General features: G+C 61.9%; 23 protein-coding genes. 18 read left to right on the forward strand and 5 right to left on the reverse strand.

Translation table 11 applies throughout. The annotated features are described in order from the left end of the window. The first annotated feature begins 122 nt into the window (after positions 1-122). Entirely contained in the window at positions 123-2,288 is a 2,166-nt protein-coding gene (locus VES88_07700) for a cation:proton antiporter (protein HYN81368.1), read from the forward strand. 43 nt (positions 2,289-2,331) lie between these two features. On the opposite strand, the gene VES88_07705 is transcribed toward VES88_07700, so the two are convergent. Continuing rightward, a complete protein-coding gene (locus VES88_07705) occupies positions 2,332-2,550 on the reverse strand; it encodes a hypothetical protein (protein HYN81369.1) in 219 nt (72 codons plus the stop codon). Between the two features lie 138 nt (positions 2,551-2,688). Further along, positions 2,689-3,084: a VOC family protein gene (locus VES88_07710; GenBank protein HYN81370.1), complete on the reverse strand. Its 396-nt coding sequence runs from the start codon at positions 3,082-3,084 to the stop codon at positions 2,689-2,691. A 90-nt stretch (positions 3,085-3,174) separates the two neighbouring features. Between VES88_07710 and VES88_07715 the strand changes: the two genes are divergently transcribed. The 3 genes from VES88_07715 (at position 3,175) to VES88_07725 (ending at position 4,966) form a co-directional block, all read left to right on the forward strand. Continuing rightward, entirely contained in the window at positions 3,175-3,633 is a 459-nt protein-coding gene (locus VES88_07715; GenBank protein HYN81371.1) for a MarR family transcriptional regulator, read from the forward strand. Positions 3,634-3,838: 205 nt separating this feature from the next. Continuing rightward, a complete protein-coding gene (locus tag VES88_07720) occupies positions 3,839-4,072 on the forward strand; it encodes a hypothetical protein (protein HYN81372.1) in 234 nt (77 codons plus the stop codon). 159 nt (positions 4,073-4,231) lie between these two features. Beyond that, entirely contained in the window at positions 4,232-4,966 is a 735-nt protein-coding gene (locus VES88_07725) for a lytic transglycosylase domain-containing protein (GenBank protein HYN81373.1), read from the forward strand. 18 nt (positions 4,967-4,984) lie between these two features. On the opposite strand, the gene VES88_07730 is transcribed toward VES88_07725, so the two are convergent. Continuing rightward, positions 4,985-5,254: a hypothetical protein gene (locus VES88_07730; GenBank protein HYN81374.1), complete on the reverse strand. Its 270-nt coding sequence runs from the start codon at positions 5,252-5,254 to the stop codon at positions 4,985-4,987. Positions 5,255-5,442: 188 nt separating this feature from the next. Between VES88_07730 and VES88_07735 the strand changes: the two genes are divergently transcribed. From VES88_07735 to VES88_07775, 9 genes are all read left to right on the forward strand, one after another. Continuing rightward, positions 5,443-5,751: a metal-sensitive transcriptional regulator gene (locus VES88_07735; GenBank protein HYN81375.1), complete on the forward strand. Its 309-nt coding sequence runs from the start codon at positions 5,443-5,445 to the stop codon at positions 5,749-5,751. Continuing rightward, on the forward strand, positions 5,748-8,360 hold the full coding sequence (locus tag VES88_07740) for a heavy metal translocating P-type ATPase (GenBank protein HYN81376.1): 2,613 nt from the start codon (positions 5,748-5,750) through the stop codon (positions 8,358-8,360). The genes VES88_07735 and VES88_07740 overlap by 4 nt, the downstream gene beginning before the upstream one ends. Beyond that, positions 8,360-8,734, forward strand: a complete 375-nt coding sequence (locus VES88_07745) for a cupredoxin domain-containing protein (protein HYN81377.1) — start codon at positions 8,360-8,362, stop codon at positions 8,732-8,734. The genes VES88_07740 and VES88_07745 overlap by 1 nt, the downstream gene beginning before the upstream one ends. Positions 8,735-8,806: 72 nt before the next feature. Continuing rightward, entirely contained in the window at positions 8,807-11,146 is a 2,340-nt protein-coding gene (locus VES88_07750) for a PAS domain S-box protein (GenBank protein HYN81378.1), read from the forward strand. 5 nt (positions 11,147-11,151) lie between these two features. Beyond that, positions 11,152-11,568, forward strand: coding sequence for a response regulator (locus tag VES88_07755; GenBank protein ID HYN81379.1), 417 nt, complete (start codon positions 11,152-11,154; stop codon positions 11,566-11,568). 7 nt (positions 11,569-11,575) lie between these two features. Continuing rightward, positions 11,576-13,213 (forward strand): ATP-binding protein, encoded by a 1,638-nt coding sequence (locus VES88_07760; GenBank protein ID HYN81380.1) that lies wholly within the window; start codon positions 11,576-11,578, stop codon positions 13,211-13,213. An 80-nt stretch (positions 13,214-13,293) separates the two neighbouring features. Continuing rightward, positions 13,294-13,743 (forward strand): surface-adhesin E family protein, encoded by a 450-nt coding sequence (locus VES88_07765; protein ID HYN81381.1) that lies wholly within the window; start codon positions 13,294-13,296, stop codon positions 13,741-13,743. Positions 13,744-13,751: 8 nt separating this feature from the next. After that, a complete protein-coding gene (locus tag VES88_07770; GenBank protein HYN81382.1) occupies positions 13,752-14,414 on the forward strand; it encodes a lysophospholipid acyltransferase family protein in 663 nt (220 codons plus the stop codon). Positions 14,415-14,457: 43 nt separating this feature from the next. Then, positions 14,458-15,477, forward strand: a complete 1,020-nt coding sequence (locus VES88_07775) for a hypothetical protein (protein ID HYN81383.1) — start codon at positions 14,458-14,460, stop codon at positions 15,475-15,477. A gap of 137 nt (positions 15,478-15,614) precedes the next feature. On the opposite strand, the gene VES88_07780 is transcribed toward VES88_07775, so the two are convergent. After that, positions 15,615-16,325: a triacylglycerol lipase gene (locus tag VES88_07780; protein HYN81384.1), complete on the reverse strand. Its 711-nt coding sequence runs from the start codon at positions 16,323-16,325 to the stop codon at positions 15,615-15,617. A gap of 173 nt (positions 16,326-16,498) precedes the next feature. On the opposite strand from VES88_07780, the gene VES88_07785 reads away from it, so the two are divergent. The 4 genes from VES88_07785 to VES88_07800 all read left to right on the forward strand — a co-directional run bounded on the left by VES88_07785 (position 16,499) and on the right by VES88_07800 (position 20,107). Next, positions 16,499-17,293 carry a TonB family protein gene (locus VES88_07785; GenBank protein HYN81385.1) on the forward strand — a complete coding sequence of 265 codons (795 nt, stop codon included), beginning with the start codon at positions 16,499-16,501 and terminating at the stop codon, positions 17,291-17,293. 147 nt (positions 17,294-17,440) lie between these two features. Then, the gene (locus VES88_07790; GenBank protein ID HYN81386.1) at positions 17,441-18,994 is read left to right on the forward strand and encodes an amidohydrolase family protein; all 1,554 of its coding nucleotides are present in this window, start codon (positions 17,441-17,443) and stop codon (positions 18,992-18,994) included. Between the two features lie 12 nt (positions 18,995-19,006). Further along, positions 19,007-19,507, forward strand: coding sequence for a DinB family protein (locus VES88_07795; protein ID HYN81387.1), 501 nt, complete (start codon positions 19,007-19,009; stop codon positions 19,505-19,507). Positions 19,508-19,516: 9 nt separating this feature from the next. Beyond that, positions 19,517-20,107 (forward strand): putative glycolipid-binding domain-containing protein, encoded by a 591-nt coding sequence (locus tag VES88_07800; GenBank protein HYN81388.1) that lies wholly within the window; start codon positions 19,517-19,519, stop codon positions 20,105-20,107. A gap of 9 nt (positions 20,108-20,116) precedes the next feature. Here VES88_07800 and VES88_07805 read toward each other — a convergent pair whose 3' ends face one another. Beyond that, positions 20,117-21,460, reverse strand: coding sequence for an erythromycin esterase family protein (locus VES88_07805; GenBank protein HYN81389.1), 1,344 nt, complete (start codon positions 21,458-21,460; stop codon positions 20,117-20,119). A 404-nt stretch (positions 21,461-21,864) separates the two neighbouring features. On the opposite strand from VES88_07805, the gene VES88_07810 reads away from it, so the two are divergent. Further along, positions 21,865-22,860, forward strand: a complete 996-nt coding sequence (locus tag VES88_07810; GenBank protein HYN81390.1) for a 3-oxoacyl-[acyl-carrier-protein] synthase III C-terminal domain-containing protein — start codon at positions 21,865-21,867, stop codon at positions 22,858-22,860. Position 22,861: the final 1 nt, after the last annotated feature.

A 22,861-nucleotide genomic window follows, 5' to 3' on the forward strand; every position in this document is an offset into this window, starting at 1 on the left:
CCCTCACCAGCGGTCGCTCTCGATGAGCACGCGCGCGAACATCACCTTCACTCCTACGCTCACACTGACGCGCAGCTGTAAAGGGGAGACGCGCTAGCCATGTAGCACCACCCGTGTGTAAAATGGCCGGGATGTCAGACGCGCACGCGTTTCTTCAGAACCTTGCGCTCGTGCTGTGCACGGCCGCGGTAACGACAGTCGTCTTTCAACGGCTGAGGCAGCCGGTTGTGTTCGGCTACCTGCTGGCGGGTATGATCGTTGGCCCGCATACGCCCATTCCGCTCAACGCCGACGAGGCGATGGTGCGGACCCTCTCCGAGCTAGGCGTGATCCTGCTGATGTTCTCGCTCGGCCTCGAGTTCCGCCTGAAGCGTGTCGTCCAGGTCGCCGCAACTTCGGGAGTCGCCGCGCTGTTCGAGACCAGCATGATGCTGGGGCTCGGATTCCTGGTCGGGCGGGCCCTCGGGTGGACGACAATCGAAAGCATCTTCGCCGGGGCGATGGTCGCGATCTCCAGCACGACGATTGTCGCGCGTGCGCTCGCCGAACAGGATGTACGCGGCAGGCTGACGGAGATCGTGTTCGGAATCCTCATCGTCGAGGACCTCATTGCGATCTTCCTCGTGGCGGTTCTTACGGCAATTGCCGTCGGCGGCGGGATATCGCCCGAAAGCCTCGGCCTGACGGCGATCAGACTGCTCGCGTTCCTCGTCGGGCTGATTGGTTTCGGCTTGCTCATCGTTCCACGCCTGATCAGAACCGTCATCAAGCTGGACAAGAGCGAAACCACGCTCGTTGCGACCATCGGGATCTGCTTTGCTGCGGCTCTCCTCGCTCTCGGGTTCGGATATTCTGTCGCTCTCGGTGCCTTCATCGCCGGCTCTCTCGTGGCGGAGTCGGGCGAGAGTGTGCGGATCGAGCAGTACGTACATCCCGTGCGTGACATGTTCGTCGCAATCTTCTTCGTATCGGTCGGAATGCTGATCGAGCCGAGAGTCATCGTGGAGCATGCCGGAGCGATCACGGCGTTAGTCGTGCTCGTGATCGTCGGAAAAGTCGTGTCCGTCACGGTGGGCTCGTTTCTCACCGGGAACGGCCTGCGTTCGTCGATGCAGGCGGGAATGAGCCTGGCGCAAATCGGTGAGTTCTCTTTCATCATCGCCGCCGTCGGACTTGCCGCGGGCGTAACGCGTGACTTTCTCTACCCGGTAGCGGTGACCGTGTCAGCGATCACCACCCTTACGACGCCGTGGCTCATCCGGAGCGCCGGTCCGGCTGCGATGTGGGTGGATCGGAAGCTCCCGCGGCCATTGCAGACAACGGCGGCTTTGTACGGTTCGTGGATCGAGCGAATGCAGAGCGCACCGCCTCAGGCCGGGCGTTCGCGTGTGCGCGGGCTGGTGAGGGTGCTGGTTATCGACGCCGTGCTGCTGGCGGTGGTGATCGTAGCCGCCGCCGTCGAAACGGATCGGATCAATGCACTCCTCAGGACCTACTTCGGCGTCTCCGAAACCGTCGGTCTCATTATCGTTACTGCCGGTGCGCTGATAATTGCGACGCCGCTGGTGGTGGGAATCTTCCGCAGCGCGCGGCGCCTCGGATTCATCCTTGCCGTGCGCGCGCTGCCGAGTGCGGGAAGGCGTGCAGTGGATTTCGCCGGGGCACCGCGCCGCGCACTGGTGGCGATTCTACAGCTCGCGATGCTGATGCTCGTGGCCGTGCCCCTGCTCGCGGTGACGCAGCCTTTTCTTCCGCTATATCCCGGCATCGCGTTGATCCTCGTGGTGATACTCCTCCTGGGCATCGGACTCTGGCGCAGCGCGCTCAACCTTCAGGGGCACGCCCAGGCAGGCGCGCAAATGATCGTCTCCGCGCTCGCACCACAGGTGCTGGAGGATGAGAGTGATCTGATGATGAAGACCATGGAGCACGTCGCGTTGATGCTACCCGGACTCGGCGACCCGGAAGCGGTGCGAATAGCAGTGAACAGCCCGGCGGTGGAGCGGACTCTCGCCGAGCTCAACATCCGTGGACTTACCGGAGCGACGGTGCTCGCAATCACCAGGCTCGACTCGCGAATTCCGGGCGAGCCGATGAAGCTGGTTCAGGTCCCGTCCGGCTCCGAGCGATTGCACGTTGGTGACATTCTCGCGCTCGCCGGCTCACACGAGGCGATTCGCGCCGCGCGGTCGCTTCTCGTTCCTCCAAATGCGATCTGGGATCGGAGGGGCGGCAAGGGGCCCGCCCCAACTCCGCCCGCGGCGGGAACAGCCCCGACCACGGTCTGACTCAGCATCCAGTCAACGCGCCCCGGGGCTGCTGCGAGTCACACTACTTCCAGCAGCCGAGCTCCCGGAACTGAGCAAACGACTGCTTCGGGACATCCACCGGCTCGTTGCACACTGTGCAAACGCTGACGAGAACGTTCGGGAATGTCACACTCGAGCGCTTGAGGCGGATGCTTCGCGTCTCGAAACGGGTAGTAACCGGCTTCCGGCAGTTGTGGCACGTACCGGATGAGATGTCGCCTACGTGAATTAGAGTTCGCATTGTTTCCTCACTGTTGAACGAGCGTTGTTCCTATGCTCGTATGACATTACGGAATGGCAAAGCGTTTGTTGCATTTCGCGCAAACGGAGTGTTCTTACGAAACCCGAACACCCACGAGACGGATGTTCCTCGTCAGCGTCAGGTCGACGCGGAGACTTCGCTCATCAGGCCCACGACGTTGCCCTCGGAATCACGAACGAATGACATCCAGAGATCGTGGTCGGGCATTTTCGCGATGATCGTTGGCTCGTGCTCCAGCGGCACACCTGCAGCCACGAGCGCGCGAGACGCGTCTTGTATGTCACTGACCTTGTAATAAATGATCGAAGCCGGATGATCGAACTCGGCTTTTTCCGCGCGCGACATCATCAGGCGAACGCCGCCGCAATCGAAGAACGCCAGACCCGGAAACTCGTAAAGCAGCTTCAAACCCAGCTTGTCGCGATAAAAGCCGACGGCCCGCTGAAGATCCTGCACGTTGATCGCGATCTGTCCGATGCTCGTGATGCCGGGAGCCTGCGCAGCTGTGGTCATGGCTTTTTATCCTCAATTTGGTCGATCTCGCGGACACGGAACGCAATCACTTCCGTCGTGCCGTCGAATTAGTTAGCTTTGCTAACTAATATGACCAGACACACCGAGGCACGCAAGGGCGCGACTCCGTCGGCAGGCGAAGTGGCCGACCGAATTCACTCCGCCGCCATTCGGCTGCTGCGCGGCTTGAGACGCCAGGACGACAAATGGGGCCTGAGCGCGCCGCGGCTGTCTGCGCTGTCGGTGGTGGTCTTCGGAGGTCCGGTCACGCTCGGCGATCTTGCTCGCGCCGAGCAGGTGCGTCCGCCGACGATGACGAGACTCGTTCAGGCGCTCGAGGCCGAGCGGTTGGTGAGGCGCACGCCAGATGCGGACGACAAGCGCGTGGTCTGGATCGAGGCGACTGCGCGCGGACGGCGGCTGCTGTTGCGTGGCAGAAAGGCGCGCGTCAGCGCGCTTGCCGCGAGGCTCGAGTCGCTCGATGCCGCCAGCGTCGACACACTGGACAGGGCTTCGGCTCTGCTGGATATGGTGGCTAGGCGACTCTAGCCGGCCGGCGTGGAGCGGAGGGTGCCGTGCAACGCGGCTCTCGAAGATGAATCACGCGGAGTCGCGGCCTCTCGAGTAACGGCGATCCGGGATCGTCACGCCGGAGTGCAAAGGCCGGATACTGCGAGGGCGGTTCTGTGAATGGAAGGGTTGAAAGCAAGGGTGGAGGGCAGTCGAGGAAGCCGAAGGAAAGGCATCCGGAATCATGCGCGATGGATCGGTGCTCCGGAAAGTCGTCTCGGAACGGCACGGCGCCCAGCGAAAGCGTGTCGGATGGACCGAAGACGATCTTCGGCGCGAATTCGAGATCATCCGTGCCACTGTTTTCGCGGCACAACGGCTTCTTGCGAAGCTTCTCGACGGGGCAGAGCAGGCGAGCCTCTGCGGTTACAGGCTGGCGGCGCTCGAGCAGTCGCGGAAAGTCGCGGGCACCAGTTAGAATGCTTGATCAATGCGGATTGCCGCATTACACTGCGGACTGCGGTACTACTCTGCGGCCTGCGGTACTACACTGCGGACTGCGGACAAAACTTCGGACTGCGGACGGCAGAAACACAGTCGCTGGCACCCAACGGAGACTTCTGGGTAGTTGATGGAGATGCAGCTCAGATCGATTGCGATTGCCGGCGCGCTCTGCGCTGTTGCCGGCGGAATGCTCGTTGGACATGCCGGCCACGCGGCCCCGCCTGTGAAGTCGGCGCGGCCATTCCCCGCGGCGGAAATGCGGGTCTCTCCCGTCGTGGTCGTCGCCAAACGACCCACTGTCAACGAGATCCTGGACCTGATTCTTGGTGACCGTGGCGACAGTCGCACAGTCGCGGTGAATGCCGCATCCGGCACAGCTCTCCCTGCAGGCAGCGAAGAGGCACGCATCGCGGCGTTGCTGCGCAAGCGCACCCCTGATGCTGACCGCGCAAACCGCGTGGCCGCAGCACTCGTTCGGGAAGCGAGGCGCGCGAACATCGGCGCGACTCTCCTCATTGGAGTCCTGCTTACCGAGAATCCGGATCTGGAGCCGAGGGCGACCAGCAGCGTGGGTGCGAGGGGGCTCATGCAGGTGATGCCCTTTCACGCGGGGAAATGGGGCTGCTCCTCGAGCGACCTTTTTGACATCGACGCCAACATCTGTCACGGGGTTCAGATTCTCGCGGACAATCTGAAGCGATCGCGCAACCTGCCGACGGCGCTCCAGCGCTACAACGGGTGCGTTCGGGGCACGAACACTCCTGACTGCCATCGCTACGCAGGCAAGGTCTACCGGTCCGCGCGACGGACTGCCGTTGGCCTGGATGGGAAAGTCACAGCACTAACTCCATTCTCGTCGCTGAACTAGCCACAGAGTCAGCGAAGGTTATCTCCCCTCGACGTCCCGCTCGCCCATTACCTGGCGGGTAGCGCGCCCCTCTTTGGGGTGACTCGTGGCTTCGTAAAAGCGCTGGCCCTTCAGGCGGAGCTCGTTGATCAGCTTCTCGAACTCCTCCAGCCTCATCTCGCTGGCGATACCCGGAATGAGGCCCTTGATCAGTGTCAGCCGTTCCGCGAGCGACATCGAGTTTGCGTCATTGACGAGCTCGCGGATGGCCGGATGGTCAAGGGATTCGGTCTCGCGGCTTGTTGTCATTCGCAAATCTCCATGTGCTTGATGCAGGGTTCACCTCAATGGGTAGTGCTGCACCCCCTCACCTGTCAACTAAACAAGCGGGCTACCCGATACCCCGTCAGCCATTGCCCCTACCCGTACCCGTTGGCTGTTGCCCGCTGTTGCAGCTGCCTCTTGATATAGGGGGAGGGGGTATATAGCATTCAATTATGCCCCGGAACAACGACAAACGCTCGGCCGTCGGTGTCGACGCCGACATCAAGGACAGGAATCTCAAGCGCCTCCGGCGCATCGAAGGCCAGGTGCGCGGCCTCCAGAAAATGGTCGAGAGCGACCGCTACTGCGCGGACATCATGATGCAGATCTCGTCCGTCCAGGAAGCGCTGCGCGGCGTCGGCCGCGAGCTCATGCGGAATCATCTCAAGCACTGCGCTTCCACTGCAATCCGCTCTAGCGACGACGAAGCGACAGTCATGTACGACGAGCTCATCGACCTGATGTACAAGAACACGCGATGACAACCGACGAGAAGCAGGCGACGCTCGATCCAGTGCAACACGATGCCCCACACCACGATTCGAGTCCGGGGGGGTCCGACTCCGCGCGTGTCGATCTACCGATTACCGGAATGACCTGCGCCTCGTGCGCGAGCCGGGTGGAGAAATCGCTTGCGGGGTCGCCCGGCGTGCGCAAAGCAGGGGTGAATCTCGCGACCGCGCGAGCGACGGTGGAGTACGACCCGGCCGCGACGGGCGTTCGTAATCTTGTCCGCGCAGTTGAAGACGCGGGATACGGTACCGCAGAAACGTTCCGGGCAGAGTTTGTCGTTGACGATTCCTCGAGACCCTCCGGATCTCCGCTGCCACTCGAGCGCCATCTGAAATCGCTCCCAGGAGTCACCGACGCCGCGTTCAACCTCGGCACCATGGAAGTCCGGGTCGATTATCGCCCCGGTCGAACGGACACGCAGGCAATCAGAGAGGCAATCGAGGAGCTCGGCTACAACGTCCGGAGCGCATCCCGCGATGGCTCGCTCGCCGGCGGCGCGAGCGCTGACGAAGCCGAAGACCACGCGCGGCGCGAGGAATACGAGAATCTCCGCAAGAAGTTCTGGATAGCCGCAATTCTATCGCTGCCTGTACTGATCATCGCAATGTCGCACGGCCGCATAGCCGCCCTCGATTTCCCGGGCGTGAGCTGGCTTCAGCTCCTGCTGACGACGCCCGTCGTCCTCTATTGCGGTGCACAATTCTACAAAGGCGCATGGGCGGCGTTGCGGCATCGCGCTGCCGACATGAACACGCTGATCGCGATCGGAACCGGCGCGGCGTATCTGTATTCCGTCGCGGCGACTGTCGTACCGCGCGCATTCGCGGGCGCGGTGGGCGCAGCACCGATGGGCGGAATGGATGGCGCACAGGGAATGTCCATCCCACCTGTCTACTTCGAGGCCGCAAGCGTCATCATTGCGCTCATCCTTCTCGGCAGAATGCTCGAGGCGCGGGCGAAGGGACGCACTTCGGATGCGATCCGCCAGCTGATGAAGCTTCAGCCGCAAACCGCTCACGTAATCCGCGACGGTACCGAAATGGAGGTTCCGATCGACGCGGTCACGCAGGGCGACATCGTTCAGGTCAGGCCCGGCGAAAAAATCCCAGTCGACGGCGTCGTCCGCGACGGCAGCTCCGCGGTGAACGAATCCATGCTCACTGGCGAGAGCCTCCCTGTGGAGAAGGCCCCCGGTCAGGAGGTATTCGGCGGGACGCTCAATTTGACTGGCGCGTTCCGATTCGAGGCGACGAAGGTCGGCCGCGACACTGCGCTGCAGCAAATTGTGCGAATGGTGCACGACGCTCAGGGATCGAAAGCCCCCATCGCGCGACTGGCCGACGTCATCAGCGGAATTTTCACGCCGGTAGTTCTGTGCGTCGCGATAGCGACCTTTGCCGCCTGGTTCGTTCTCGCACCGCCCGAGGTGCGGTTCACCATGGCGCTCGTGAATTTCGTGTCGGTGCTCATCATCGCGTGCCCCTGCGCCCTCGGTCTCGCTACGCCGACGGCGATAATGGTCGGCACGGGCCGAGGTGCGGAGCACGGGATCCTCATCAAGGGTGGCGAGAGTCTGGAAACCGCGCACAAGCTGGACACGATTGTTCTCGACAAGACCGGAACGATCACCCGCGGGCAGCCCGTGCTTACTGACTTCGTCCCGATCGGCGGGAATACGGAGCAGCAGCTGCTGCGCTTCGCTGCAAGCGCCGAGAAGGGGAGCGAGCATCCGATTGGTGAAGCGATCATGCGCGCGGCGACTGAGCGCCAGATCGAGGTGACGGACCCGTCCGAGTTTCGTGCGCTGCCAGGGTTTGGGGTCGAGGCCACGGTCGACGAACACGACATTCTGCTCGGGAACAGCGACCTCATGCGCGAACGCGGTGTCACCATCGGCGACGCAGGCGCGAGAGCTGAGCACCTCGAGGCGGAGGGCAAGACAGCAATGTTCGCGGCGATTGACGGGGAGCTCGCCGGAATTCTCGCCGTCGCGGACGAGGTGAAGCCCGAAGCACAAAGTGCGGTGGCCGAGCTGAAGCGAATGGGACTCGACATCGTAATGATCACAGGTGATAACCAGCGCACGGCAGACTCGATTGCACGAGAGGTCGGCATAACACGCGTGCTGGCTCAGGTTCTCCCCGCGCAGAAAGCGGAAGAAGTGGCGCGGCTGCAGGCGGAGAAGCGGAGGGTCGGGATGGTCGGCGACGGCATCAACGACGCGCCGGCACTGGCCAGGGCCGACGTTGGGATCGCGATCGGAACAGGCACCGACGTGGCGATCGAGGCCTCCGACATAACGCTATTGCGCGGAGATCTGCGAGGTGTCGTCACGGCCATTGCGCTCTCGCGAGCGACAATCCGAACCGTGAAGCAGAATCTTTTCTGGGCTTTCATTTACAATGTGATCGGGATTCCGCTTGCGGCTGGAGCGCTTTATCCGCTGACTGGCTGGCTGCTGTCTCCGATCATCGCCAGCGCGGCTATGTCGATGTCGAGCGTCTCGGTCGTGACGAATAGTCTCCGTCTGCGAGGATTCCGGCCGCCGATGACGGCCGCGGCTGTGAGAGTCGGCTGATGGACACTGCGGAGTTGCTCGTAATCATCGGGGCGCTCGCCATGATTGCGATGGTGATCTGGTATTTCTTCGGCGAGCGCGAGAAGGTGTCCGCCGCGATGACGGACGCGGGTGTGCAGGAGGTGAAGATCACCGTGAAAGGCGGCTACTCTCCTGACGTTATCGTGGTCAAGCGCGGAGTGCCGGTGAAGCTCGATTTTTTCCGGGACGAAACGGCTTCGTGCAGCGATCAGGTGATCTTCGGGGATTTCGGGATTGCACGCGATCTGCCGCCCTACAAGACGACCGCGATCGAGTTCACCCCGGACAAGGCGGGCGAGTTCACGTTCACCTGCGGCATGAACATGCTGCGCGGAAAGCTCGTAGTTACGTAAAAGTGTCGTTAAGAGGTCCGTCGGGATGCACTTCGACCGTCGGGCCGTCTTTGCACTAAGTTTGCGCCCACCGTGAGCGACAGCTTCGTTTCTTCACTCCGCGCCAAGATTGCCGCCGGGCTCGTGACGGCGCTCCTCGTTCTGCTCGTTGGGGGAGCTTCGTATTACGCAGTCGGCCGGTCGACTCGTGCTGCCGGGCTCGTCTCCCGCACTGACTCGGTGCTCATAGAAAGAGAAATGCTTCTCTCCGCCCTCAAGGATGGTGAAACAGGGGCGCGAGGGTATGTCCTCACGGGAGACACCGCGTTTCTCGAGCCCTTCAACACCGCGGCAGCGAAGGTGGCGAAATCGCTGCAGGGACTTCGGGCACTGACCGCCGACAATCCACGCCAGCAGGAACGGCTCGATACCCTGGAGAGCGTTGGAAGGGAGGCCATGCAGCTGGATTCCCAGATCGTCCGCTTTCGCCGGACCGGTGGCTACGAGACGGCGCGCCTGCTGATTGGGACCGGACAATCCAAGCAGGTGATGGATCATGCGGCGTCGATACTCGACCAGATGGAGCGCGAAGAACGCTCGCTCCTGCGGAGCCGAACAGAGGCGCAGCGGGAGAGCAGAATCGTCGCTCTGACGGTTATCGCGGTTGGAAGCGCGATCGCGTTCCTTCTGTCGCTGCTCATCAACCGTGGGATACGGCGGGATGTCATCGCACAGGAAGGCCAGAAGGCGCTCATCGAGAAGCAGGCACGCCAGCTGAAGAAGCAGGCAGCTGAGCTCGAGCGGCAGCTGAAGGAATCGCGGACGCTCGCCAGCCAGCTCTCCATGACCAACGACAACCTCCAGGCGGCGAGCTTCGCCACAAGCGAAGCTCGAGCCCGAGCGGAGGAAGCGCTTCGTCACGCCAGCGAGGCGGAGAGGGAACAGGCGCGCCTCGCCAAGCAGAACGCGGCACTCCTCGAGTCTACCGACCAGGGATTCTACGGGATGGACAAGCGCGGCAATTGCACGTTCATCAACCCCGCGGGCGCGAGATTGCTTGGCTACGAGCCGGCGGAGCTGATCGGCAGGCAGATGCACGAGGCCGTCCATTACAAGCACGCCGACGGCTCACCATATCCACTGGCCGAGTGCCAGATATACAATGCGCTCAAGACCGGCTCTCAGGCGCGCGTAGCGGATGAAGTCATGTGGGCGAAGGACGGGCGGCCGATCCCAGTCGAGTATTCCACATCCCCGCTGATGGAAGCGGGCGACCTTCGCGGCTCGGTAGTCGCCTTCACCGATATCTCCGAGCGAATCGAAGCCGAGCGGGCGCTCCGCGAGAATGAGCAGCGCAAGGACGCGGTGCTGAGATCCACTCTCGACTCGATCATCGCGATGGATGCCGAGGATCGCATCACGGAGTTCAACCGTGCGGCCGAAGAGGCATTCGGCTACAAGCGGGAGGAGGTCATTGGCAAGCGCCTCGAGGAAATCATTATCCCTTCGCGCTATCGCGAAGCTCACCGGAAGGGCCTGAAGCGCTATCTGGAGACGGGAGAGGCCCGGGTGATCGGCAAACGCCTCGAGCTGCCCGCTCTGCGCCGCGACGGAACCGAGTTTCTTGCCGAGCTGTCGATCACTGTCGCGCACATCGAGGGCGTCCCGACTTTCACCGGCGTAGTGCGCGACATCACCGAGCTCAAGAAGGCGGAGCTGGAAAGGGAGCAGCTGATCAAGGCGCTGGCAAAGAGCAACGAGGAGCTCGACCAGTTCGCCTATGTCGCATCGCACGATCTGAAGGCGCCGCTCCGCGGCATCGCCAACCTGTCACAGTGGATGGAAGAGGATCTCGGCGGATCCTTGGCGGGCGAAGGGAAGGCTCACATGGAGCTCCTTCGCGGAAGAGTCAACCGGATGGAGGCGCTGATCGATGGCATCCTGCAGTACTCGCGCGCGGGGAGGATGCGCGTCAAACCCGAGACGGTCGATATCAATGCGCTGGTGCACGATGTGATCGAGCTGATCGCGCCGCCGGAGCGCGTAAGGATCAACGTGCTGGACGGAATGCCGACCATCGAGACCGAGCGCGTCCCGCTCCAGCAGGTTTTCATCAACCTCATCGGCAACGCGATCAAGCATGCGGGCGCCGACACGCCGACCATCGACGTGACCTGGGCGGACAAGGGCGCGTTCCTGCAGTTCTCGGTTCAGGACAATGGCCGCGGGATCGCCCCTCAGTATCACGACCGCATATTCGCGATATTCCAGACCCTTGAAGCACGTGACAAGATCGAGGGGACAGGGATCGGGTTGTCGGTCGTCAAGAAGATCGTGGAAGCCCAGAAGGGACGCGTGTGGGTAGAATCCGATGTGGGGAAAGGCGCGACCTTCCGGTTCCTGTGGCCAAAAGAGCCGAAGATCGGAGAATGACATAGATGCCGGAGCGATCATTGAACATTCTGCTCGTTGAAGATGATGAAGTCGATGTGATGAACGTCGAGCGCGCTTTCGAGCGCAACAAGCTGCAGAATTCGCTGTTCGTCGCGGGAAACGGCCTCGAGGCGCTCGAGCTGCTCCGAGGCCAGAAAATCCCGAAGGAGCGGCGGCTGGTTCTGCTCGACCTCAACATGCCGAAGATGAACGGCATCGAGTTTCTGGAAGCCCTGCGTGCGGATCCTGAGCTGGCCAGCACGCCCGTCGTCGTTCTCACCACGTCGAACGATGAGCAGGACAAGTCGGACGCCTACCATCTAAACGTCGCCGGCTACATGCTGAAGCCGGTGACCTTCAGCAGCTTCTGCGAGCGGATGGCGACGTTCGACAAGTACTGGACGCTGGTGGAGATGCCGTAGGGCAGAAATGGAAGAGCGGCTCAGGGTTCTCGTAGTTGACGATGACGACGTAGACCGCATGGCGGTACGCCGCTCGCTAAAGGCCTCCGGAATCGACGCCGAGATCACGGAAGCCGAAGACGCGGCGACGGCGCTCGAGCGGATCCGCTCGGCGAGCTACGACTGCGCGCTTTTCGATTTCCGGATGCCCGGATCGGATGGATTGGAGCTGCTCCGTCAGATTCGGGCCGACGGCGTTGGAACTCCCGTCATCATGCTCACAGGGTTTGGTGACGAGCAGACAGCCGTGGACCTAATGAAGGCCGGTGCCGCCGATTACCTCCCCAAGAATTCGCTGACACCCGAGCGGCTGGGGCAAAGCGTTCGGTCGGTAGTGCGCGTGCGCGAAGCCGAAGTCGAAGCGGGAAGGGCAGAAAACCAGCTGCGGACATATGCAACGCAGTTGAGATCGCTCGCCGAGGCTGCGATTGCGATCAACTCGACGCTTGCCGCCGACGCCATGCTCCAGGTCGCGACCGAGAGTGCGCGTCGCATTCTGAATACCCGGCGCGCGGAAACAAGGCTGACCGAGGAGACTCTGACGTCGGGTGCGATGCGCGGTATATCTCCGGAGCAGGCGGCCGCCATCTGGCACGCTTCGGAACCGGAAGAGAAGATCACCTCGTGGACGGATGTCACCCGCGAGATGCGAACGGTGGACCTGGAAGCGCTGTCGGATTCAGTGCTGGACGATGGCGCACTCCTGCGAAACGACCCCGATGAGAGCTATCTGTCGGCGCCGCTGGTAGGCCGAAACGGCCGCACGCTCGGTGTGATTCAGCTGTGGGGAAAGAAAGACGGAAAGTTCAGTGAAGGCGACGAGGCGATTCTGACGCAGCTGGCACAGATGTGCTCGGTTGCACTGGAGAATGCCAGGCTGTACAAGGCAGCGCAGGACGCCACGCGGGCGAGAGACGATCTCGTTGCGATCGTGTCTCACGATCTCAGAAATCCCATTCACACGATCAACATGGCTGCTTCGTTTCTGCTGGATGTGGCTCCAGCCGACGACCGGCGTGTGACATCTCGCCGTCAGCTGGAAGTGATACGCCGGTCCGCGAATCGGGCAAATCGCCTGATAAGCGACCTGCTGGATGTTGCGCGGATTCAGGCGGGTGGGCTTGCCGTCGAGCCTGTTCCCGTCGACGCCGCGTCGCTCGTGCAGGAAGCGATGGAAGCCGCCGCTCCTCTGGCAACCGGCAAGAAGCTCACGATCGAGAGGGAGGTGCCGGAGAATCTGCCGGCCGTCTGCTCCGATCGCGATCGCGTGCTGCAGGTGTTCGGCAATCTCATCGGCAATGCGATCAAGTTCACTCCGGAGGGTGGACGGATAACGATACGCGCGGAAAGCGAAACGCTGGCCGTCAGGTTTTCCGTCCGCGACACCGGGCCGGGAATTCCGCCTGAGCACGCCGCGCATGTCTTCGACAGGTACTGGCAGGCGAAATCGACGGCGAAGCTTGGAACCGGACTCGGCTTATCGATTGCAAAAGGGATTGTCGAAGCGCACAGCGGCCGCATCTGGGTGGAGAGCGAGCCCGGGCAGGGTGCCTCGTTCTTCTTTACGCTGCCGGCCGCGCCGTCAACTGGCGCGGATTTGGCATAGACCGGCGGAACCCGTCGGGTACCGGGCGGGTCTTACAGGCAGCGTGTCATCACCGGCGCGCTCTCTTACGGAGATAATTGATGAAGCGTTTGTCCTCTCTGGCGGCGATCGCCGCAATTGCACTGACGGGAATCGCGCCGGTTGCCGGTGCGCAGGCCTCATGGCCAATCATTTACAGCCAGAACGGCGTGAAGGTGGCCCTCGATACCGCCGGCGCAAAGCGGAACTCGGACGGATCGTATATCACACGCACCCGCTGGGATTATTCGTCACCGCGCAGGCTCGAGAGCAAGCGGCCCTACACGCAGATGACGGAGGTGGCACTCGTCAGGTGTACGCCTGTGCGGATCAAGCGGCTGACCGAGTCGTTTTATGCCGAGAACGGCGCAGTGGTGAAGGAAGGGTCGATGCCTGATCCCAGCCATGTTCAGTACATGTCGTGGGACCGTCCAAAGCTGCGATCGGACGGGGCGCGCGCATTCGCCAACGTCTGCTCGACGCTCGCCAAACGCACGCGAGCCCGACGGTAGAGTCGAAAGTGACCGGATGGCCGCCTCTCGAGGTGGCCGTTACCGCCGCGGGACAGTACAATCCGCGAATGCACGTGCCGGAGCTCCATCCGAATGTCCCCGCGCGCGGGAACGCCTTTTCGCGGTCGCTCGGACGGACCGCTCTCTTGGCTTCAGGGTGGCGGTTCGAGGGAACGTTGCCGCCTCTGCCGAAATTCGTAGTGATCGTGGCGCCGCATACCTCGAACTGGGACTTCTTCGTGGGGGTCGGCGCCCTCTTCTCGCTCGGAATCAGAATCTCCTTCCTCGGTAAGGATTCAATTTTCCGGGGACCGGTCGGGCCGATGATGCGCTGGCTCGGGGGAATCGCGGTAGACCGTTCTGTCAGCCGCGACAGAGTCGCCGAGATGATCGACGTATTCCGGAGCCGCGACCAGCTGGTTGTGGGGATCACGCCGGAGGGGACGCGAAAAAAAGTGGCGGATTGGAGGACCGGATTCTACCACGTCGCGAAAGGTGCGGACGTTCCGATAGTCCCAGTTGCGTTCGACTATTCGCGAAAGACGATTGTCTTTTTTCCTCCCTTCAAGCCGACAGCAGACGCCAAAGCCGACATCGAGTTCCTGAAGGGTCTCTTCCGGCCGGAAATGGCGCAGCGTCCCGAGAAGTTCTGGGTCACCGCCGAAGGGTGACGCGCCCGCGGCCGACTCGTCAACACTTGCCCGCAATAATCAGATGCAAATCAGAATCTTATCCGTCGTCTTCGCCTTCTCGCTCGCGCTTGCACCAGCTGTCAGTGCGCAGGGCATAAGCCCGCAGTGTCCGCCCGGCTCCTTCCTGCCGAACGGCGAGCCCGACAACACGAAAATCGCGCAGGACGCCTGTCAGAAGGCGATAGACCTGTTTCAGTATATGGCGCCTCAGCTGGGGGCTCTGCTCGCCGGCGGCAACGCGACTCAGGGACTGACCGGAACGCTGGGCGGCCTCGGCCATTTCGTGATCGGTTTGAGAGGGAACGCAATCCGCGGGTCTCTCCCGGAAGTTGACAAGTTCGTGCCGGCGACGGAGGGCGCACAGCAGATCACGTATACGGTGACCGAGCCATTCATGGGTCTGCCCACCGGCGACGCGGCTATCGGGATTTTCGGTGGTCTTCCGCTCGGACTTACCAGGATCGGCGGGCTGGATCTCCTGCTGAGCGCGTCGTATCTGCCGAACTACAACAACGCGAGCGTCGATGTCGCCGTGCCCGCGGGGTCATGGAAGTTCGGCTACGGAGCAAAGCTCGGGATACTTCAGGAGAGCCTGCTCGTTCCCGGCGTTTCCGTGAGCTTTCTCACGCGCGAGCTCCCGCTCGTCAGGATCACCGGTCGCGCGGGGGAAGACCGCCTGGTTCTGGACAGTATTCGAGTCAAGACGAATTCATGGCGCGCCGTCGCGGGCAAGGGCTTTCTCTTCTTCGGGGGTGCGGTCGGAGTTGGACAGGACACATATGACAGCAACGCGAGCATCAGTGTGTTCGTCGCGCCACGTCCGGCGAGCGAGGGAGGAAGCGGCGGGCCGATAGCGCTCCAGCAGAAGCTCACGCGGACGAATTATTTCGCGAGTCTCTGGATCAACGCGCAGATCCTGCGGATCGTAGGGGAATTCGGGCAGGCGAGTGGCGGAGAAATTCTCACCTACAACCAGTTCACGGGTTCGCAGCCGGATGAGGCGAGGCCATACTTCTCCGTGGGAGTCAGCCTAGGGTGGTAGATGCCTTAAAGAATTCTCGGTGCCTCTGCGCCAATCTGCTTGACTCAACGATCGAGAGAACGCCCTCGGGACTTACTTGGACTGACGGACCCTCTTAGAAATTGCCGTTGTAGTTGTAGTTGTAGTTGTAGTTTTCGTCAGTCCACGAAATCCCGGACCTGCTGATAAATCACTCCATCAGTCAGGAACTGCCCATGCGCTATGCAGGCTGACTGATTGTTCGTCGCACCGGCGAGCGGGACGCTCGTGTCCGGGTTGATCGTCTCGTCGCACGGCGACCACCAGGTTGCGTAGCGCACGAGACCTGGCGTTTCGTCTCCCGCGTTCAGGTCGGCGAGGAACCGCGAGCCGATGCGAATCTCGAGGCACGGCGTGAAGTTGCAGTTCAGCGCCGTATCGGTGCCGTGGTTGGGTCCGGCCAGGGAGACCCACGCGTCCACCTTTGCGGTGCCGGCAAAATTCTTCAGGTAGTACCGCGACGACACGCTCCCCGCAGAGTGGGCGATGATATCCACCTTGGCGGCTTGTGTCTCGGCGAGAATCTTGTCGACCTGTTGCCTGATCTCGTCGGCATTGCCGGCGTGCGAGAGGACGAAGCTGTAGTTGTAGGCGTAAAGCTCTCGCTCGGCCCAGCCATCAGTCCGGAACCGGTCGATCATCGGGCAGAAGAAGTCGGGGTTCTCGCCGTAGCCGTGCACGAATAGAACAGGATCGTGCGTGAGGGGAATGCTCGAGGCTGTGCGGGTGACACCGCACAGATCTTCGGGCGCGGTAATCCCGTCGGTGCAGCCCGCCCCGAACAGAAACGCGCAAAAAAGTGTGATGTGGGAAAGTGCCTGAGGTTTCATGGTGAATGTGCCACAGTATCCATTGAAGAAATGCAGTTAACGCCTTCAGAGACAATAGCAGGAGGACCGGAAATAGTGTCCGATGTCAAGGGTGTAAGCGGCCTCTCGGCGTTGTTCCCGTGGCAGGACCCTTGCCTATAAAAAGGGGTGGCAGTCAACGGAGCAGACTTGGGATGCTGACGACATTACTCGAATCGAAGCCCCAGAAGCAAAAGGCAGCAGGGGGGACGATTTTCAGCGTGGTTTTCCATTCAGCGATCATCTTTTTCGCCGTTTACGCGACGGCGCGCGCGGGTATAGAACAGGACAACCTGAAGCGCGAGCAGAAGGTCAACTTCGTGAAAATGAAGGAGCCTCCTCCGCCACCGGAGATCAAGAAGAAGGAGCCTCCTCCACCACCTCCGAAGGTAAAGAAGCCACCTCCGAAGACGGAGCATACGCCTGACCCTCTGCCGCCGGTGCCAAAGCAGGAGATCCCGCCGCCCAAGGGGTTCCAGGTACTGAAGGCCCCGGTGAACGTTCCGGTCGAGCTTCCGAAGGTCGACCTCTCGGCCAAAGTGACCAACGAAGCCGACTTCAGCGGTAAGGGAGTCGCGGGCGGCAGCGCGTCGGGTAAGGAAGGCGGCACTGGCGATAATGAGGGCGGGAAGGTTGGTATCGACCCCGACAAGGCGTACATGGACTTCCAGGTCGAGGAGCAGGTCTCGGCGATCTCCGGCACGAAGGTGGACTATCCGGAGTCGATGCGGTCCAGCGGTCTGGAGGGGCAGGTTGACGCGCAGTTCGTCGTCGACGAGAACGGGCGCATCCAGAGCGGCACGTTTAAGGTTCTGAACTCGGCCAATTCCGCGTTTGTGGACGCCGTCAAGCGGGCAATACCTTCGATGCGATTCAGGCCGGCGAAAATCGGCAACACGAAGGTCTCGCAGGTGGTGCAGCAGTCGTTCAAGTTCAAGCTCAGCAGCTGACGCGGATCAAAGACAAGAGAGAACGGCCCGGGCGAAACGTCCGGGCCTTTTTCTATGAACGGATAACAACAGATAGAACGGATTAGACGCGGAACACGGAGAACTGCAGGGAGTTACTTTTTGTTTTTCCCATTCAAGAATTTCTTCGTGTCCTTCGTGTCCTTCGTGTCCTTCGTGTCCGTTTTCCCGTTATTGGCACCTTTGGTTTTGGCGCTGACGATTCTCGTCGCCGAGCCGGCGTCCGGCCAGGGCGCGGGCCCTCCTGTGCATGGAAAGCGCGCGACGCGGCTCGTCATCCGCAACGCAACCATCGCCGATGGGAACGGAACGCCGGCGTCGGGTCCCGCTGACGTCGTAGTAGAAGGCAACCGCATCACCGGTGTTGTATTCCTCGATCCGGTCGCCGTCAGAACCGGCGTTGCGAGGCGGCCCGCGGCTGGTGATGCCGAGATAGACGCAACGGGAAAGTTTTTGCTTCCCGGTCTCATCAACGCGCACGCGCATGTACAGGAGGAGCGCGGCGGAATTCCGCAGCCACTGCAGTACGAACTAAACCTGTGGCTCGCCTCGGGTATCACGACTGTTCGCGAAGTCGGCGCGGACAATACGCAGTCAATCATTGACCTCCGCGGACGCAGCGCGCGAGGTGAAGTAGCGAGCCCGAGGATTTTCGTCTACGGCCGCTTCGCCGCAGCGCCGGCGCCGAGGAGCGTGGACGATGCGAGGCAGCGTGTCCGTGATCTCAAAAAGATGGGTGTTGACGGCATCAAGCTCGTAGGCACCGATCGGGACATCATGACGGCGATGCAGGATGAGGCACGCAAGCTGGGGCTTCGCATCGCCCATCATGTCGGCGTCGAAGAGACCACCGCCTGGGACGACATCCGCCTCGGCACGACGAGCATCGAGCACTGGTACGGGATTCCCGATGCCGCAATCAAGGATCGCATTCAGAATTTTCCGTCGAGCTACAATTATCGGAACGAGGTCGACCGCTTTCGATATGCTGGCCGTCTCTGGCGTGAGGCCGATTCAGCGAAGCTGATGCAGGTTCTGGATTCGATGGTCGCGGCGCGCGTAGCCTGGGTTCCGACGCTCGACATCTATGAGGCCAGCCGTGATCTCCAGCGAGCGCGCACTCAGCCGTGGTTCGCCGACTATCTCCACCCGACGCTCGAGCAATTCTTCAAGCCTGACCTGGCTAGCCACGGATCCTATTTCATCGGGTGGACTTCAACCGATGAGACATTCTGGAAGGAGAACTACCGTATCTGGATGAACGCACTTCGCGAGTTCGAGCGGCGCGGAGGACTGATCGGCATCGGCGACGATGCGGGGTTTATTTATCAGCTTTACGGGTTTGGTCTGATTCGCGAGCTGGAGCTGCACCAGGAAGCCGGCTTCCACCCGATCAAGATCATCCAGCACGCAACGGGCAACAATGCAAGGATCCTCGGTGAAGAAAGCCGGCTCGGGCGGGTGAGAGTCGGCTATCTCGCCGATCTGATCGTCGTCAACGGCAACCCGCTGGAGAATCTCAAGGTGTTGTATGCTACCGGAGTCGAGGAGACGAGGGACGGGACAGCCGTGCATACCGGCGGCGTCGAATGGACGATAAAGGATGGGATCCCATATAATGGCCCGAGGCTGATGTCCGAGGTGAAGGAGATGGTGCGGCAGGCGCGAGCGGCGAAACGCTAGATCCGGTATGTGATGGCCGACTCTTTCGCTACGCTGCTTCTTGAAAACCTTCAGCCTCGGCCCGGCCGGGGCGGCTGGCACGGCGGGCCAACGCCCGTCGGATCTCTTCGCGGTGTGTCGGCCGAGCAAGCGGCCTGGATCCCTGCACCTGGTCGCAATAGCATATGGCAGCTCGCCCTTCACATCGCCTATTGGAACTACGCAGTCCGGCGCCGGCTCGAGGGTGGCAGCAGAGGACGGTTCGCGCGGTCACCGGCGAACTTCCCAGGAGTGCCCGAGCGGGCAGACGCTGAGGCGTGGCTCGCCGATGTAGCGCTCGTCAAAGCCGAACACGAACAGCTCGCAGGGACAATCGCGAGAATCCCGTCGAGTCGATACTCGACCGCACTCGCCGACGGAAAGCGGTGGACCATCGGTGAGCTGATAGTTGGCATTGCCCAGCACGATGCGTATCACACGGGTCAGATCCAGCTGATCAAGCGCTTGTGGCAGGCTGCGCAATCGACGCGTTAACCAATGCATATGGAATACTATGAAAGCATTCTATGGAGACGTCTGGACGTTCCCGGCCACGAGGTGGCGGAGCAGCGGCAGACTGTCCATGGCTGGCAGCTTCGCGGCGTTGCGGTGTTTGCGCATGAGGATCGACCATGCCGCGTGGAATACGACATCCGCTGTGACGAAAACTGGCAGACCGAGCTCGTCACGCTCAGCGGCAACGTGGGTGAAAGGACAATCGCGATGGAGCTCCTTCGGAATCCCGCTGGCGAGTGGTCAATGCACGGGAGCAAGGTGTGGGAGCTGACGGACTGCGACGACGTCGACCTCAACTTCAGCCCGAGCACTAACATGCTTCCCATCCGTCGCCTCGGACTTGCGGTGGGTAAAAACGCGGGCGTACGCGCGGCGTGGGTACGATTCCCTGAATTCACCCTCGAGGTTCTGGAGCAGACATACTCACGCATCGGGCCCACGAGCTACCGGTACGAGAGCGCGAACGGAAAATTCCGCCGCGATCTAACGATAGACGAAGCGGGCTTCGTTCTCGAGTATCCGGATTTCTGGCGGGCGGAAGCTAGATGGGGACTAGGGGGGCCTGAGGCGAAGCGATAGTCGGCTGTCTCACTGCCCTGTCGGGAACGTCTCGGGAACGTCACCGTCGAGCTTCGCGGGTATGTGCAGCGGATCAACCGCCCTCGACTCGTCCACGAAAAGGAATGCGTCGTACCGCTGCGGCAGTATCGTGGGCACGTAGTTCCCCCAGCTCTCGGTGCGGGGATCGTACACTACCCCGATAGCACGGTGCCCGCGCGGCTCGCGCAGGGCAACCATGGGTTCTTCCTGGGCCTCAAAAAGAAAAAGACCATTCCGGCCCAGGGACTGGTGCATCGCCGCCTCGCAGCTGCCGCCGCGTGCTTCAGGAACGTGCATCCGCTCCATCGGTGCGCCCCACTCGCGGCCGGCGATCACGCTGCCCTTGTAGGTGCCAAACCCCACGAGCACGACGCCCTCCTGCTCATGCTTCTGTCGCACGAGCTGGCCGACATTCACCATGCCCGCGCGCGCCATGTCGGTGAACCTCGCATCGCCGATGTGCGTGTTGTGCTCCCAGACGATCGCTTTCGCCTTCGGTCCGTGATGCTTCATCAGCCGATCTAGCGTGTCCGTCATGTGATGATCGCGGACGTTCCACGACGTCGGCCCGCCGCGTACCATCGTGCGATAGTAGAGCTCGGCGTTTTTCGCGATTAGCGCATTCTGCTCGGCGTCGAAGTAGTCGTCGGTGCCTGCGGCTTTCTCGCGGTAATCGTCCGCCCGCGAGCGCAGAGCGACGAGAGCCGCAACGGCCTCCGCCTGGCAGGAGATCGGGACTAAAGCCGTGGCGCGCGCATACTCCTGCGCATCCTCGTTGTACGGCTCGAAGCAGGAATAAGCGCGCCGGGCGTGGGCGACTGCCGCCGGATCTACGCGCTCGAGGTAGCGGATCACGGAATCCATTGACTCCCAGAGCGAGTAAACGTCGAGACCGTAGAACCCGACCTTGCGCTCATCGAGTGCGCGCTCATTGTGAGCGCGCAGCCAGCGGACGAGCTGAGCGACCTCCTGGTTCGCCCACATCCACGTTGGCCACCGCTCGAACGCGTGCAGCACGTCCTCGGCGGTCTCTCCCCCGTCTCCTTTGACGTACCGATTCACTTTGTAGCAGTCAGGCCAGTCGCCTTCCACGGCGATGAACGAGAACCGTTTTTCGGTGACGAGACGGCGTGTGATCTCCGTACGCCAGGTGTAAAACTCCGAAGTGCCGTGTGTTGCTTCCCCCAGCAACACGAACCTCGCATCCCCTATCATCTCGATGAGAGGGTCGACATGAACGGGCCCATCGAGCGGGAGCGCGATGTTCGCGATCTCTCCGATGAGAGCCTTGCCGGTCGATTGCGGACGTGCGTTTCGCGCGAAAGGGCTCATGGAGGAATCCGGAGAGACTCACCTCACCCATGCAAATTTCACGCGCCCGGGGCGGTCACCTGTTCCCACCGCCATTCAGGGCACAGTTCTTCCCTTTGCGAGGGCCGACTCTTTCTGAGAAAGATTTTCCGACACGCGACACGGTCATGGGAGCTCGAGGCAGTTCGCGGGCGCCGGGAACTCGACGTTTTCTGGACGAAACTCGACGCGGACACAACACCTTCCGAACAGCTCGATCTCGAATCGCTGAAAGCAGGCCGTATAGTTTGAGGCTACCCCGCCACCCGCTTTGAGCCGCGATTTACGGCCTACGTAATCCCAGACCGCCGTCTACGTAGCATGGCGGATATGTCGCCATCGTCCGGAGAGCGATCCTTAGCGCGTCCCTTCATGGATCAACGGAAATGGCGAGCAGCACCACGAACGGCACCCCCCCAAACCTCCCGGCGATAGCGGGCATCAGGTACATCTTTCCCGAGGGCTCCCGTACCGTGCGTCAGATGGCCGACGACGGACTTCTGGAGAGCTCTGCGGAGACGATGGAGTCGTTCGGCTTCGCGCGGGTGCATGTCGCGGTGGCCGAGAGCCCTTATGATCTCGCTCTGTCGGCCGCGCGCCAGCTGCTGACCGAGCAGGACATCGATCCGGCAAGCATTGGTCTGGTCATTTACGGTGGGACGCCGGGGTCCATGGCCTTCTCGCCGGCTTCGGATTCCGCTGCGGGAGCAGCCGGACTCTGCACGACTCGCCGGTTCATGTACCCTGGCGCTCGCCTGCAGTACGACCTCGGGCTGTCGAACGCGTGGATGTTCGCGGTGGATCAGCTCGCGTGCACGACGCTTCTGGCTGCTGCGCGCATCGCGCGCTCGCTGTGCCTGACCGAAGGAATCGAACGGGCCCTGTGCGTCTCGTCGGAATTTTTCCCGGCGAAAGCAGGGCGTGAGGCGATTTTCAACTGCACGTCGGACGCTGCCTGCGCCGTTCTGATCGAGAAGAGCGGTGCCCGCAATCAGCTTCGTTCGGCGACGACGGTCACGAAGGGCTACTACTGGGACGTCGACGGCCTCCGCGACGAGATCGTTGCATCGTACTTCCCGACGGCGCGGCATGTTCTGCATCAGACGATCGCCGACGCCGGTTGGTCGCCGGATGACGTCGACTGGATCATCCCGCACAACGTCAGCATGCGGAGCTGGGAGATTCTTTCCGGCCTCGCTCAGCTTCCGCGCGCGCGCTTGTGGACCGACAACATAGCCCGCCACGGGCATACGCTCGCCGGCGACAACTTCATCAACTACAGGGACGCGCTCGAGTCGGGTGAGATTGAGCCCGGCCACCGCGTGTTGCTCTTCTCCTACGGTTTCGGCGCGCACTGGACCGGCGTCGCGGTGGAGGCCTGAG

The sequence above is a fragment of the Gemmatimonadaceae bacterium genome (assembly GCA_035633115.1).
GTDB lineage: Bacteria > Gemmatimonadota > Gemmatimonadetes > Gemmatimonadales > Gemmatimonadaceae > UBA4720.